A 14,351-nucleotide genomic window follows, 5' to 3' on the forward strand; every position below is an offset into this window, starting at 1 on the left:
ACTGATGACAGTGAGATCTTTCTGATCCAAATACAGAGGAGACCAACCGATACAAGAAAAGCTTCTACTTCCGCACCCACTGAGAAAGATCAGAACGCACACCGCCATCACTTTGCTTATTAACTTCATTTTCTATTTCCAGCCGGGTTATTGCTCTCTTGATGAGGGTTTCTGTTTGTTTTTGCTGTTCAGTCTTCTTGACTAAACGAAAAACTCTTACTAAGGCTATAAAAAAAAGCGGCTATAGCCGCCATCATCACCACACAATATTTTTTTCCCCACAAGATCACAAACGTTCCTCCCGTAAGCGCTTAGCAATCAAGATTAACCCCACACAAGACGCAAGAACTATATACAATCAATATCCAAGCCTTTTTAATACTACGCTTTTTACAAGGACTTGGAGCCTGTTCAGGGATTGTTTTAAGTCGCGCTATTATTAACGATTTAATGGACAAAGAAGCTGCAGGAAAATTTTATTTGGTTATTTTCCCTTTTGTCGGAACATCACCAGCACTTGCACCGTTAATTGGCCAGCTTTTATTACAATCTTTTAATTGGCAATCCATTTTTATCTTTTTAAGCCTTTTTATACTTTTATCCATTTTCCTTTGTCACTTTGTATTAACAGAAACTCTCCCTCTTACAAAACGTCAATCTTTTACTCCTGTAGGAATTATTAAGAACAGTTTGGAAGTTCTTAGAAATAAACAGTTTATTTTTTACGCATTGATTCCATGTTTTGCCTATGCAGCCTACTTTGCTTATATCGTAGAATCTCCTTTTTTTCTTACAAACCTAGGTTTATCAACTCTATACATTTGTTATAGCTACATTGGTGTTTCTTTAACCTATGTCTTGGGTAATTTGGTAGCGCGAAGCTTTCTTAAGCGAGAATCTATGGAACGTACTATTCAACGTGGATATGTTATTTTTGTTATGGGTGGCATATTATTTGCTATACAAATGTATGTAAGTCCGTAGCCGCTTCTAACGAGTTTAATAGCCATTTCTATTCTTACTTTTGGCAATGGTTTTTTGTTGCCATTAGGAATAGCATTGGCTATTTCATCACACCCAAAAGCCGCTGGAGCAACATCCGGAGTCATGGGAGCATTACAATTAGGAAGTGCTGCATTCAGTGCAATAATGATTGGAACAATATCTAGACATAATCCATGGGGTTTTGCCATTTTATTGGCACTATGCTGCATAGTGGGTTTTGTAATTTATAGTCGAAAAGCAAATTATTTTATGACTTTGAAGTAAATTAAATAATCAATTAGGGAGAGAATTGTGCTTAAAAAACTTGATGTTACTTTGCAAGATGGGGGTTATAGAAATCAGTTTTCTTTTTCACTAAATAAAGCAATATAAGTATAAAAACCTTAAAAAAGACTACCCTCTCTTCTTAAATAGCGACGTTCTCTTAAAATCATATCGCTCAATCATTTTTTATATTCTAAAGCCTCCTTAACTATAGATAATTATATAAATTACACTTTTTTGATTTTAAATCTTCTTTTCTCTTCTTGATAGACTTTTCTTTTCTTTAAATTATAAAGTTTAAGTGCATAAAAACAAACAACAAGAAAAGAAAGCCAAATAACACCTATCATCAACACTGATCTCGTATTATCAAAAAACCATAACAAAATAAAAATAAAGATCATAAATAAAGTAGCAAAAATGGATCCTATTGGCCAAAACGGTATTGGAAACTTTAGATCACGGTGTTCTTCTGCAGACATTTTAAGCCGCATAAAAATCTGCGAAAGCAAAATCATTACCCACACAAAAACTGTCGCAAATGTCGCCATTGCCGCAATAAGAAAAAAAAGCTGATCATGATAATAATAATTAAGAATAACACCAAAAATAAAGATGCTAAATACGAGTAAAATAACAAAAATCGGTATACCGTTTTTTGATAAATATTGGAATTTTTTAAATGCATAACCTTCCTGCGACAAACCATGTATCATGCGAACCGCACCATACATTTCACTATTAATCGCAGAAACTACAGCTGTGATAACAACAATATTAAGAATATGAGCTGCTGACGAAATACCAAATCTTTCAAAAATTGTAACAAAAGGACTACTAATAAGGCGAATTTCATTCCAAGGATAAAGCGACATTAAAACTGCTAACGTCATAACATAAAAGAGCACAATTCGAATTGGAATAGAATTAATTGCTCTTGAAATTGTTTTATCAGGATCCTGTACTTCCATTGCAACCATTCCAATAATCTCTACTCCTCCAAAAGCAAAAACAACAACACTAAAGCAAGCTAAAAAACCAAATAAACCATTTGGAAATACTCCACCATTTTGCCATAAATTATGAATCCCAATGGTAGAAAATGTATTTGTATTCCAATTAAAAAAAATAATTGCTATTCCTAAAATAATCATAGCGAAAATGGCAATAATTTTTACGGAAGAAAGCCAAAATTCTAGCTCACCGTACACTTTCACTGCTGCTAGGTTAATACCAGTAATGATAAGAGTAATACTCAATGTCCATATCCAAGAAGCAACATCAGGATACCAAAAACTCATATAAGTTGCAAAAACTGTAATATCAGCTAAACCAACAAGCACTACTTCAAAAACATACGTCCATCCTGTTAAAAAACCAGCTAATGGTGATATATAATTTGTAGCATAACGAGCAAAAGAACCAGACAGTGGATTATGAATAATCATTTCTCCTAAAGCACGCATAACTATAAAAATAGCTAAACCTGCAATACAATAGGCAATTAAAACACTTGGGCCAGCAAGATTAATCGCCTGTGCCGATCCATAAAAAAGCCCTGTTCCAATAGCAGAACCAAGAGCTAAAAATATAACCTGACGCTGATTTATACCTCGTTTAAGTTCATTTGTTGTCATTTCTATCCTTCTTCAAACATCATCCTAACTTTTACAGAAGCAAAATTGGCAGATTAATAAGAACCGAAGCCGATTGAAATGTAAAAAACTCTAAAAGATCTGAAGGACTTGAATTTTTATTTTCTATATTTTCATACAAGAATACAATTCACAACGGCTAAGATGCATAATTTCATTTTATATGGTGATGCAACATATACCGTTTACAACAAAAAAACCGCATTCTTCCTTTCCCTTCAGCTTTAAGGAAATGTAGATAATAGGGCAATTGTATTATGACAACACACACTACTCTTTCACTTAAACTAAGTAGCTCTTCAATTTATCAAAAAAAAATCTGATGGGCAAGCATCATAAAAAAACGAGTCTCTAGCCTCTTTCTTTATAATTTTCTTTATAATGTTCTCACCATAGTTTAAAATTAATTTACTTATGGCTACAATAGTGGAAAAATTGTTTCTGATAAAACTGATAAAAAATATCCTTTATTCATAAAGGCACATATCTTCTCAAAATCTGAAGCCATATAACGATATTTCTCTAGAATCTTAATACGGTGACGTAAGTGCCTTATAACAAATTGTAATAAGGGACTCGTTTTAAAAGGAGTGTGATATTCAATTCCTTGTACTGCAACAAGCATTTCGATATCAATAATAACAAAGATTCCCACTCATTACCAACAACCGACAAAAACCGTGGCAAGCCATTGAAACGTGATTTTCTTGATTCGTCAAAGTTATCTCGAATCAACTGAAGAAGAATATGCCATTTGCTTATTTTCAAACATGAAAGCAGCAGTCACCTCAGTAATTATAAAACCGGAATTAAGTCTTATATTTTAGCTTAAAAAGCTGAAAATCTGCAAGAAATTGTTAGCTCAACCATTAAGAGCAATACATCTTTGAGAAATTAATCCTATTTCATGTAAAGAAAAACAATCTGATCAGAAACAAATACTCAAATGCTATACTATAAGTTTAGTATGAAAATTTTCATCGGATAGAATATCACTATTTCTTTAAATTAATGAATTATCTGTAACTGCATTTGTTTCAATAATTAGTGTTTTTTCTGCTGCTATTAGAATATCAAGAAATGTATAGTTAGCAACGTATATAATAAGAATCTTGGATACAGTTACCTTTACATAAATGTGCTCCTCGAATTTCTCAATCTTTTACAAGCCTTTCTAGTGTCTGTGACACAATAATAGCCATGCAGAATATGAATATTAGAGTGAAATGGTTCCATTGCATCCATAGCAACATCTGTTATTAATGCCTCTGAAAGAAGTCCACCACACAGTGCACTATAACTATAAAAAAACCGCAAGAACAAGCACTGTTGATGTTTGAGTCTATTGCATAGGCTCTCCCCTCTTTTGCCTCTAAAATAATGGCAGATAATCCTGATTTTTCTAGTGCAGCCTTCTCATTCATACAAAATGTTGAAAAAACGCGTCTCCCTCTCCTATCATCACAGAAGCTATATGTGCAAGCGGAACAAGATTATCTAATGTACCTACTGAGCCTTTTTCAGGAAAAACAGGAATAACTCTACTTGCAAGCATATTCTCTAGTAAATACAATAATTCCAAACCAACACCTAAAATCCATCGTCCCAAAAGAGAAATAAGCTTCAAAGTCATCATCAATCATAAAACACTTTCAAGTGAAGACGTTCCTATTCTACAATAATGTGATAAAATAAGATTTCTTTATAAAATGGATAAATTATCTATATCAGTTTTAATCGAGGCTAATTTGCCAAATCCAATATTAATGCCATAAACTTATTCATTGCCAGCAGCAATACACACTGCTTCTCTTTTAATAGCCAAATGTGTGTCATGATGGAGCTTGCTCATTTTACCATCCCAATAAACAGATTCAAGTTCATTCAAAGTAGCATTACCTGGATTTAATATTTAAAATAGTTTTTATAAGAAATATACAGCAAAGTGGAAAATTTGGTGCACCCGACAGAATTCGAATCTGTGACCTCTGCCTTCGGAGGGCAGCGCTCTATCCAGCTGAGCTACGGGTGCTTAAATGATGATTAAAACTGCTATACTCCTTTAGCTGATCATGTTCCCAGCTTCAATGATGAATCACTCCTTTTAAAAATTAATAAAGAATATATGCTTATTCTTGATAAAATTATATTATTTTTTAATGCTACTTTGCATACATATTCCTTTTTTTTTAATAAATTACTTTTCATACAAAATTCTTTCTTTTATCAAAACAATCCTTATATAAAGTTTTTAAATTCTAAAAAATAAGTCGTGAATATCAGGACAATTTTTAATGACTACACTACCAAGTCGCTTTCATTTCGTTTCTGCAGAAACTGAAGAAGCTATCAAGGCCACCAATAAATTAATATCTATTTATGGTCACTCTTCTCTTGAAGAAGCCGATGTCATTGTTGCACTTGGTGGAGATGGAACAATGTTGCAAACAGTACGGGATGTCATGAATACCGGTAAACCTATTTATGGTATGAATCGAGGTTCAGTAGGTTTTCTAATGAATGAGTTTCATGAAAAAAAATTACCAGCCCGTATTGCTGCTGCACATAAAAAAGAAATTCATCCCTTACGCATGATCGCAAATGCACAAACTCAAGGACATATTGAAGCACTTGCAATCAATGAAGTATCCTTATTTCGTCAATCATATCAGGCTGCTAAAATTCGTATCAGTATTGATAACCAAGTTCGCATGGAAGAATTAATTTGCGATGGTATTCTTGTTGCCACACCAGCGGGATCTACTGCATATAACTTATCAGCCCAAGGACCTATTCTACCTCTCATGGCGCCCCTTATGATCCTTACTCCCGTTAGCCCTTTTCGTCCTCGAGCCTGGCATGGAGCTTTACTTCCAAATACCGCCACAGTGCGCTTTGATATGCTTGAATATAACAAACGTCCCGTCAATGCAGCTGCTGATAACATTGAAGTGAAATCTGTCCATTCAGTTACTATTTCATCAGCAACAGAAATAACAGTCTCTATCCTTTTTGATCCTGACCATTCTTGGGACGAACGAATCTTATCAGAACAATTTCGTTATTAATTTTTTATCGTTCTTTTGCGGATATATAGTAGTTATAGTTGACTTTTTTTAAAATGCATCTTAACCCGTCTTCAAGAAAATGGAATGTTGACTTAGCCAATATCCTAGATAATCGTTAAAATTGCAAAATAATCAGCAAAAAGAAAGAATGACACTAGCTTTGGACAATTTCGATAATTTAGGCCTTTCAAAAAAGGTTATTAAAGCTATAAAATCAGCAGGATATACAATCCCAACTCCTATTCAAAGTAGGACGATCCCTCATATTCTTCAAAAAAAAGATGTTTTAGGAATTGCTCAGACAGGTACTGGTAAAACAGCTTCCTTCGTCCTTCCTATGCTTACCTTACTTGAAAAAGGACGTGCAAGAGCAAGAATTCCCCGTACCCTCATATTAGAACCAACACGAGAGCTTGCTGCCCAAGTTAAAGAAAATTTTGATAAATATGGTGTTAATCATAATTTAAACGTTGCATTATTAATTGGTGGTGTCTCTTTCGAACACCAAGATCGTAAACTTGAACGAGGCGCCGATGTTTTGATCGCAACACCAGGACGCTTGCTGGATCACTTTGAGCGTGGTAAATTACTCTTAGTAGGTGTTGAAATTCTAGTCATTGATGAAGCTGACCGCATGCTAAATATGGGCTTTATCCCTGACGTTGAGCGTATTTGTAAAGTGACTCCTTTTACACGCCAAACTTTATTCTTTTCAGCAACAATGGCACCAGAAATTGCACAATTAACAAAGCAATTTTTACATTCTCCTGTATATATCGAAATTACAGAAGCGTCTTCAACAGCGAAAACAATCACGCAACGACTTGTTAAGTCTGGAAGTAAATCATGTGATAAAAAAGCTGTTTTAAAAGAACTTATTCAGAATGAAGGTGATGAACTTAAAAACGCTATCATTTTCTGTAATCGAAAAAAAGATATTTCTGAACTTTTTCAATATCTTATTAAACATAATTTCAGTGTAGGTACACTTCATGGTGATATGGATCAACATTCACGCACAAACACATTAGCTAGCTTCAAAAACAATAAATTTATACTTCTTATTGCTTCTGATGTCGCTGCTCGTGGTCTGGATATCCCAGCAGTCAGCCACGTTTTCAACTATGATGTACCGACACATGCGGAAGATTATATTCATCGTATCGGCCGTACAGGACGTGCAAAACGCAGTGGTAAAGCTTTTACCATTGTCACAAAAGCTGACGAAAAATATATCCGTGCCATTGAAGAAATAAGCAAAGAAAAAATTGAGTGGCTTAATGGCGATCTTTCTACTTTAATAGCTCATGATGAAGAAAACGATACTGTTTCAAAAACAAAACCCACAAAATCACAACAGAAGACTGCTCAAAAAAAACGTAAAACTCAAACGAAAAAAATACTAGAAAAAGAGAAGTCAGCTTACATTGAAACTAAAGATAATAAAGAGAAATCATCAAACAAATGTCATGAAAAAAACAACAGCCCTATTCCAATTGGATTTGGCGATGATATCCCAGCATTTATGCTTATAAAAAACAATACTTAATTTGGTTACTGATAAGTAATAGCGAATGCTCTACTGGATTTAGAGTTTCCCACTACCTACCGTGGTCAGTCTTTTTACTACCTTTTCACGTCCTAAAAGTGGTAAAAATTTTCCCATTTCAGGCCCATGCGTTATCCCTGTAAGAGCTTGACGCAACGGCATAAACAAAGCTTTTCCTTTTCGCCCCGTTTTTTCCTGCAATGCTGTCGTCCAAATTTTCCAGCTTTCATCATTCAATACTCCGTCAGGTAACGAATGAACAGACTGTTGTGCATAAACACGATCTTCAGGTGAAATTATATCAAAGCTCTTATCAGTATGAATAATTTTCCACCATAAGGCTGCATCATTCAGCTTAGTAATATTGTTTTTTACCGTATTCCAAAAATATTCTGCTTGTTCTCCATGAATAGAAAATTTTTCAAGTCGTGTCTTAATATCTTCATAAGTTAATTCGTGAACAAAATGACTATTCAATACAAGAAGATCAGCCACATCAAATTTTGCTGATGATTTTGATGTATCTTCGAGATGAAAATGCTTTAAAAGAGTATCTTGATTAGAATATGCCTGCACATTTTGCGATGTTCCAATTAACACTGCAAGACACTGAACAGCCATAGATTCAAAGCCATCTTCGCGTAAAGAACGAATGGAAAGATCACTATTTCGTTTTGAAAGCCCTTCTCCTGAAGCTGTTGTTAATAAATTAATATGACCAAAAATTGGAGGCACTGCATCGAGGGCTTTAAAAAGAGTAATCTGCGCAGCAGTATTAGCAACGTGATCACCGCCACGAATAATATGTGTAATAGCCATATCTATATCATCAACGACAGAAGGTAGAGTGTAAAGATAGCTCCCATCCTCACGAATTAAAACAGGATCTGACATAGAAGCCAAATCGATCATCTGCCTACCTTTTACGATATCATCCCAATAAACTTCTGTTCGTTTAGTTTGAAATGGATTACTTTCAAAATTAGGCAAAAGAAACCGCCAATGAGGTTTACGACCTTGATCCTCAAAAGCTTTTTTATCTTCTAATGCCAATTTTAATGCATCACGATTATAAACAGGAGGTAATTTACGTGAAAGTTGTATTTTACGGCGTCGATCCAATTCCTCTGCTGTTTCATAGCAGGGGTAAAGGAGGCCACGTTGTTTTAAAACTTCTGCAACTTCATCATATCGATTAAAACGTTTAGACTGATAATAAACTTCATCTGGTTGAATACTAAGCCATTCGAGATCAACCATAAGAGCATCAATATATTCTTGTTTGGACCGCTCAGCATCTGTATCATCATAACGTAAAATAAATGTACCGTTATGCGCTTTCGCGTACAGCCAATTAAACAATGCAATACGAGTATTTCCTATATGAATATAACCTGTTGGAGATGGGGCAAAACGAACTTTTATCATCAAAATAATGCTCAACTTTTATCGCGAAAATAATTGGTAATAGGGTAACGACGATCACGCCCGAAGTTTTTATAACTAATTTTCACACCCGGTGCAGATTGCCGTCTTTTATACTCAGCCAAATAAAGCAAATGTTCTACTTTCTCAACTGTTTGCCGTGAGTGTCCACGCTTAAGAATATCACAAACACTCATGTCATCTTCTACAAGAAATTGCAAGATATCATCTAAAACAGGATAAGGAGGAAGAGAATCCTCATCTTTTTGATTGTCCCGAAGCTCTGCAGAAGGTGCTTTTGTTGTAATATTACTTGGAATGACAATTCCTTTGGGTCCCAATAAATTCTGCAAGTAATTTTTATTACGCCACTCAGCTAATTTATAAACCTGCGTTTTATAAATATCTTTAATGGGATTAAAACCACCATTCATATCGCCATAAAGCGTGGCATACCCAACGGCCATTTCCGATTTATTACCTGTCGTTATTACCATCGAATCAAATTTATTTGAAAGAGCCATTAAAATGCTTCCACGTACACGGCTTTGAAGATTTTCCTCTGTAACATCAGCTTTCAACCCTGAAAAAATAGGAGCCATTATGCTCAAAAAACTCTCAACAAGTTTAAAAATAGGTATTATTTCATAACGACATCCTAAAAGATGAGCACAATCTTTAGCATCCTTTAATGATTCCTGTGATGTATAATAATAAGGCATCATCACAGCATGAACCCTTTCAGCTCCCAACGCATCGACCGCAATTGCAGCACAAAGTGCTGAGTCAATTCCTCCTGAAAAACCAAGAAGCACATCCTTAAAACGGTTTTTATTGACATAATCCTTTAAACCTAAAACACAGGCATGGTAATCAGCAGCGATCCCATCTAAAAGTTCTTCATTTGGACCAGAAATACATTGCCACCTAATAGATTTTCTTTGCCAATGACTCAAGGCAATCTGACTTTCAAAATGCTTCATTTGAAATACTATTTGACCGTGTTCATCCAGTGCAAAAGAACCTCCATCAAATACTAATTCATCTTGGCCTCCAACTTGATTAGCATAAATAATTGGCACACATGATTGAATAGCTTGTGCACGAACAATTTCTAAACGCTTTTGCATTTTATTACGGTAATAAGGGGACCCATTAGAAACGAGAATAATCTCGGCTCCTTTATGGCTAAGTTCAGCACAAATAGAAGGATCGTTCCAAATATCTTCGCAAATCACAACTCCTAACGTTATCCCACGATAAACAATAGGCTCAGGACGTGGACCAGAAGAAAATACGCGCTTTTCATCAAATTCACAATAATTAGGTAAATCACACTTAAAACGTTCCGTAATCACCTGCCCATCATCAAGAAGCATGATACCATTATAAAGGCTATTATCACGTTTTAAAGGAACGCCAATAATAATTCCAGGCCCTTCTTTCGTGAGTTGTGCTAACTTTCTCACAGCATCTTCACATGCTTTTGTAAAAGAAGATTTAAGAACAAGATCTTCAGGGGGATAAGCACTTATAAAAAGCTCAGTCAACAAAACAAGATCAGCATTCTGTTCGTAAGCTTTTTGATATGCCATTTTCGCAAGAGAAAAATTTCCCTTAATATCACCAATGATAGGATTTAATTGAGCAATTACAATCCGCAAATCGTCTTTTATAAGTTTTTGTGTCATTGTATCAATTTAGCGTGGCCATCAATCAGTTTCAACCATCAAAGGACTTTTTACCAAAAGTGCTTACTTCCATAAAAATTGGAAATAAATAACAGAATAGGATTGTTACCTAAACCTTCTCCCTAAAATAACCGAAGCAGCATCACGACTTTTTTCAAAAGTTCAACAAAAAAAGCCAATTCAGGTAATCGATTCCCGTTTAATCTTATATCACAATGAAGTACTTATTATAGCAATCAGAAATATCTTTTTCTGAAATGGCTTTCATATTGTCTGTATATTTAGTAACGTCGCATCCTATCACTGCAATATGAATACGCCTGGGCAAGCCCCCTTTTCCCAATAAACTGAGAAAAAATTCTCAAATTCTTTTAAAATATAATTAAAAGAACGCATTTATAATCATTAGCCGTAATTGTATTACTATGTATTGAATCACAAAAACAATACTACGATTCTCACATTTAACCACACCAATTAATTTAAGAAGATAGTTCCAAACCTATCATAACCAAAACGCATAATAATGATATAAGTCGCTCCGGTTTGTTTATAGGATTGAGAATATCAATCAATTTCAAAAGCTCATCAGAATTAATAGAAGAATTACATTTTAATCCAATAGAATTTTTCTACGATAATGTTCTACATGCACATGATTAAGATAACATGCATGATCAGCAATCTATAACATATGGCCAGATACCGCATACCAATTATCAAAGGTTGCATTAATTCCTATCAAAGCCTAACAAAAACGCTTTGTGGCTTATATAAGAACATGCTTCACATAATGAGAGATTCATTTTAGCTGTACCTCCTATTAAATGTATAAAATCGATTACTTTAGAAATACGCTTTGTTAATAGCTCATAACGTTGTGGACTATTAAAATAAAATCTAATATCCATTTATCGACATCTTCTAGATTAGCATACCCGCCTTATTAAAAAGCACGCAATAAATTAAGTGTTGCCCTCAACTAATGATAAACCATGGACATTCATTAAAAGTACAAGCAGTTTTATTAAATTTAGTCCCATTAATGACATTCTCTCTATAAGGAAACAATTCTTTATTTTCTTTTCTTCCATATCAGAAAAGCGTATTTCTGAAAATTCACCAACAGTATAATCAATTTTAACAACTGACTTAAAACTCTCAAAAGTTAAAATGACTGCCATGTATAAAAATACACGAAAAAAATCACGGATATGAACAACCTTATGCTTAGCAAAACTTTCTGCACAATCTCCCCCGTAATAAAGCTGCTAGCTCATTCTTTAAACTAGCACACTTCACCATAAAAAAATAAAGAGAATATTTGCTCAATTCTTCTCTAATTTCCGCTAATATAGATTTATCGGGACAAGTTAGAATTTTTTTAATTAATTTTCTCTCCAAGATTCAAGGAGCTATTTTTTTATCATCGCATCCTCTCTAAAGCCTATCTAATCAGCCTACAGTATGCAAATCTTTATAATTTTCTATAACATCCGCTATTTAACTTTCTAATTTCTTTCCATTTTCATATATATAACTCGGTTTATACATCGTTACCAACTCTTCTGCGGATGTTGGATGAACTGCCATAGTTTCATCAAATACATCTTTTGTCAGCTTTCCTTTCAGGGCAACTCCAACAAGTTGAGCCATTTCACTAGCACCTTCTCCCAAAATATGAGCACCAATAACAATACGGCTCTGACCATCAACAATCAATTTCATAAACATCTTTTCTGCATTACCAGAAAGAGTATTACGCAAAGAACGAAATTGTGTACGATAAATTTCAACACGCTTATAATCACGAATGGCATCTTCCTCTGAAAGACCGACAGTTCCAATCTCTGGCTGCGAAAAAACAGCTGTCGCAATTAAATTATAATTCGGTATCGTTGGAGTATCTTCAAAAGCAGTTTTAATAAAACACATTGCTTCATGTATAGCAACAGGTGTTAACTGAACATGACCTGTTACATCACCAACAGCCCAAATGTGAGGTATATTTGTTGTCATTTTTTCATCAACAATAATAGCGCCATCCTTATTAAGTTTAACACCTGCCCTCTGAAGTTCTAAGCCTTTTGTATTTGGCACACGTCCCGTAGCCAACATAACCTGATCAGTGTTAAGAATTTGTCCATTCGATAAAACAACGTTATAGTGGCCATTTTGAGATTCAACCTGATTAACTGTAGCCTCATAGATAATAGAAATTCCCTTTTCAATCATCGCATCATTTAATAACCGCCGCAAATCATAATCAAAACCACGAAGAAATAAATCACCACGATGAACTAATGTTGTTTTCACACCTAATTCGTGAAAAATACCAGCAAATTCAAGAGCTATATAACCACCACCAACAATAACTATTGATTTTGGTAATTTTTCAAGATCAAAAATCTCATTAGAAGTAAGACATAACTCACCGCCTTTTATTGCAAAATCTCGCTCCGTTGCCCCTGTCGCAATCAAAATCTTTTCTGCTTTTACTCGCTCACCTGTTGCAGAAAGCTCTAATGTATGCTCATCAATAAAAACAGCGCGACTCTTATAAATTTGAACATTGTTAAGTTCTAATTCCTTAGAATAAAGCGCCTCTAACCTCGATAATTCTATATTTTTACCTTTAATCAACTTGCTCCAATTAAAAACTGGATTAACATATTCCCAGCCAAAACCAATGCTATCCTTAAATTCGTGTGCATATTGCGATGCATAAACAAACAATTTTTTAGGAACACAACCGCGAATAACACAAGTTCCTCCCACACGATATTCTTCTGCTATAGCAACACGCTTCCCCAGTTGTCCAGCAAGACGAGCAGCACGTACTCCACCCGATCCCCCTCCAATAACGAACAAATCATAAAACATCATAAAACATCATAAAATATCCTTTCCCACGCGTTTTCACTGTACAAGTACTACTTTTTGTCAACAAATAAAAGCTTTTTCTTTTTTCTGATTTTTTTATACAAAGATAATACTCTCAGAGCACTCTTCTTCCTTAAAGTAGTATCTAACTGCTGCTTTTAAATAAAACGCTTATAATACTCATGAAACTAATGAATTACATTGGAGATTGTGAAGAAGTAGATTCCATAGGAGTAATAGAATTATTTAAGTTAAGTGTTTGGGACATTTCTTTTTCTACATTTTTTATAAGATCCTGTATTACAGTAGAAGACCATGCATCAAATGCAGAATAAGCATCGCGCGCAACATCTGGAACTGTCATCAAAAATTTTTTACCAACATCAGAACTGTAAAATGCTGAAATTTTATCAAGTTCTTCCTGACTAAAATGCTTTGCATATACATAGGCCACTTCTTTCTCTAAATCAGCACGCCGTTTAGCTAAAGCAAGCGCTTCTTTATCAACAATTACAGAAATATTTTTTTCTAAGTTTGGATCATTACTTATTAATTTTTCTTTAATATCACGTGCTGCCATTGGTAAAAAACTATCAAACTGATCAGTTGCACGAATAGCACTAATCACCTTTTTAGCTGAATCTAAATGTTTATCACTCACATCTTGCGCATAAGTTATTTGAATATTCACAATCAAAATAGCAACTGCACTAAGTAATGTTATAAGTTTCTGAAAAAAAACTGTTATTCTCATAATAATGATGACTCCATAGAATTATAGTTTGAATTTATTATTTTAAATTTTTAACAA

The 14,351-nt window shown here is 34.3% G+C and carries 7 protein-coding genes, 1 tRNA gene and 3 pseudogenes; 3 read left to right on the plus strand and 8 right to left on the minus strand.

Features of this window, described 5'->3' with window-relative positions:
• Nucleotides 1-348: 348 nt before the first annotated feature.
• Nucleotides 349-1,269 (plus strand): annotated as a pseudogene (locus O99_RS01755) (MFS transporter); the annotation flags it as partial.
• Nucleotides 1,270-1,496: 227 nt separating this feature from the next.
• On the opposite strand, the gene O99_RS01760 reads toward O99_RS01755, so the two are convergent.
• The 3 genes and pseudogenes from O99_RS01760 to O99_RS01770 form a co-directional block, all read right to left on the minus strand.
• Nucleotides 1,497-2,906, minus strand: coding sequence for an amino acid permease (locus O99_RS01760; RefSeq protein WP_035005967.1), 1,410 nt, complete (start codon nt 2,904-2,906; stop codon nt 1,497-1,499).
• Between the two features lie 436 nt (nt 2,907-3,342).
• Nucleotides 3,343-4,836 (minus strand): annotated as a pseudogene (locus tag O99_RS01765) (aromatic amino acid lyase).
• 43 nt (nt 4,837-4,879) lie between these two features.
• A tRNA-Arg gene (locus tag O99_RS01770) sits at nt 4,880-4,956 on the minus strand.
• Nucleotides 4,957-5,218: 262 nt separating this feature from the next.
• Between O99_RS01770 and O99_RS01775 the strand changes: the two genes are divergently transcribed.
• Together O99_RS01775 and O99_RS01780 are read left to right on the plus strand one after the other, a co-directional pair.
• On the plus strand, nt 5,219-5,992 hold the full coding sequence (locus O99_RS01775; protein ID WP_035005968.1) for an NAD kinase: 774 nt from the start codon (nt 5,219-5,221) through the stop codon (nt 5,990-5,992).
• Between the two features lie 148 nt (nt 5,993-6,140).
• Nucleotides 6,141-7,541 carry a DEAD/DEAH box helicase gene (locus O99_RS01780; protein WP_035005969.1) on the plus strand — a complete coding sequence of 467 codons (1,401 nt, stop codon included), beginning with the start codon at nt 6,141-6,143 and terminating at the stop codon, nt 7,539-7,541.
• Nucleotides 7,542-7,580: 39 nt separating this feature from the next.
• Here O99_RS01780 and gltX read toward each other — a convergent pair whose 3' ends face one another.
• From gltX to O99_RS01800, 5 genes and pseudogenes are all read right to left on the minus strand, one after another.
• On the minus strand, nt 7,581-8,969 hold the full coding sequence (gene gltX, locus O99_RS01785) for a glutamate--tRNA ligase (protein ID WP_035005970.1): 1,389 nt from the start codon (nt 8,967-8,969) through the stop codon (nt 7,581-7,583).
• A gap of 11 nt (nt 8,970-8,980) precedes the next feature.
• Nucleotides 8,981-10,657, minus strand: a complete 1,677-nt coding sequence (locus O99_RS01790; RefSeq protein WP_035005971.1) for an NAD+ synthase — start codon at nt 10,655-10,657, stop codon at nt 8,981-8,983.
• Between the two features lie 122 nt (nt 10,658-10,779).
• Nucleotides 10,780-12,052: pseudogene (locus O99_RS07200) on the minus strand (3-deoxy-7-phosphoheptulonate synthase); the annotation flags it as partial.
• 108 nt (nt 12,053-12,160) lie between these two features.
• Nucleotides 12,161-13,540, minus strand: coding sequence for a glutathione-disulfide reductase (gene gorA, locus O99_RS01795; protein ID WP_407636706.1), 1,380 nt, complete (start codon nt 13,538-13,540; stop codon nt 12,161-12,163).
• 196 nt (nt 13,541-13,736) lie between these two features.
• The gene (locus tag O99_RS01800) at nt 13,737-14,294 is read right to left on the minus strand and encodes a DUF2059 domain-containing protein (RefSeq protein ID WP_035005974.1); all 558 of its coding nucleotides are present in this window, start codon (nt 14,292-14,294) and stop codon (nt 13,737-13,739) included.
• Between the last annotated feature and the right edge of the window lie 57 nt (nt 14,295-14,351).

Source organism: Bartonella rochalimae ATCC BAA-1498, from assembly GCF_000706645.1.
Lineage (GTDB): Bacteria > Pseudomonadota > Alphaproteobacteria > Rhizobiales > Rhizobiaceae > Bartonella > Bartonella rochalimae.

Excerpts from the sequence above, each read along its gene's own strand:
- O99_RS01775 (WP_035005968.1), top strand. The coding sequence starts at position 5,219 with ATGACTACACTACCAAGTCGCTTTCATTTCGTTTCTGCAGAAACTGAA.
- O99_RS01790 (WP_035005971.1), bottom strand. The coding sequence starts at position 10,657 with ATGACACAAAAACTTATAAAAGACGATTTGCGGATTGTAATTGCTCAA.
- O99_RS01780 (WP_035005969.1), top strand. The coding sequence starts at position 6,141 with ATGACACTAGCTTTGGACAATTTCGATAATTTAGGCCTTTCAAAAAAG.
- gltX (WP_035005970.1), bottom strand. The coding sequence starts at position 8,969 with ATGATAAAAGTTCGTTTTGCCCCATCTCCAACAGGTTATATTCATATA.
- O99_RS01800 (WP_035005974.1), bottom strand. The coding sequence starts at position 14,294 with ATGAGAATAACAGTTTTTTTTCAGAAACTTATAACATTACTTAGTGCA.
- gorA (WP_407636706.1), bottom strand. The coding sequence starts at position 13,540 with ATGTTTTATGATTTGTTCGTTATTGGAGGGGGATCGGGTGGAGTACGT.
- O99_RS01760 (WP_035005967.1), bottom strand. The coding sequence starts at position 2,906 with ATGACAACAAATGAACTTAAACGAGGTATAAATCAGCGTCAGGTTATA.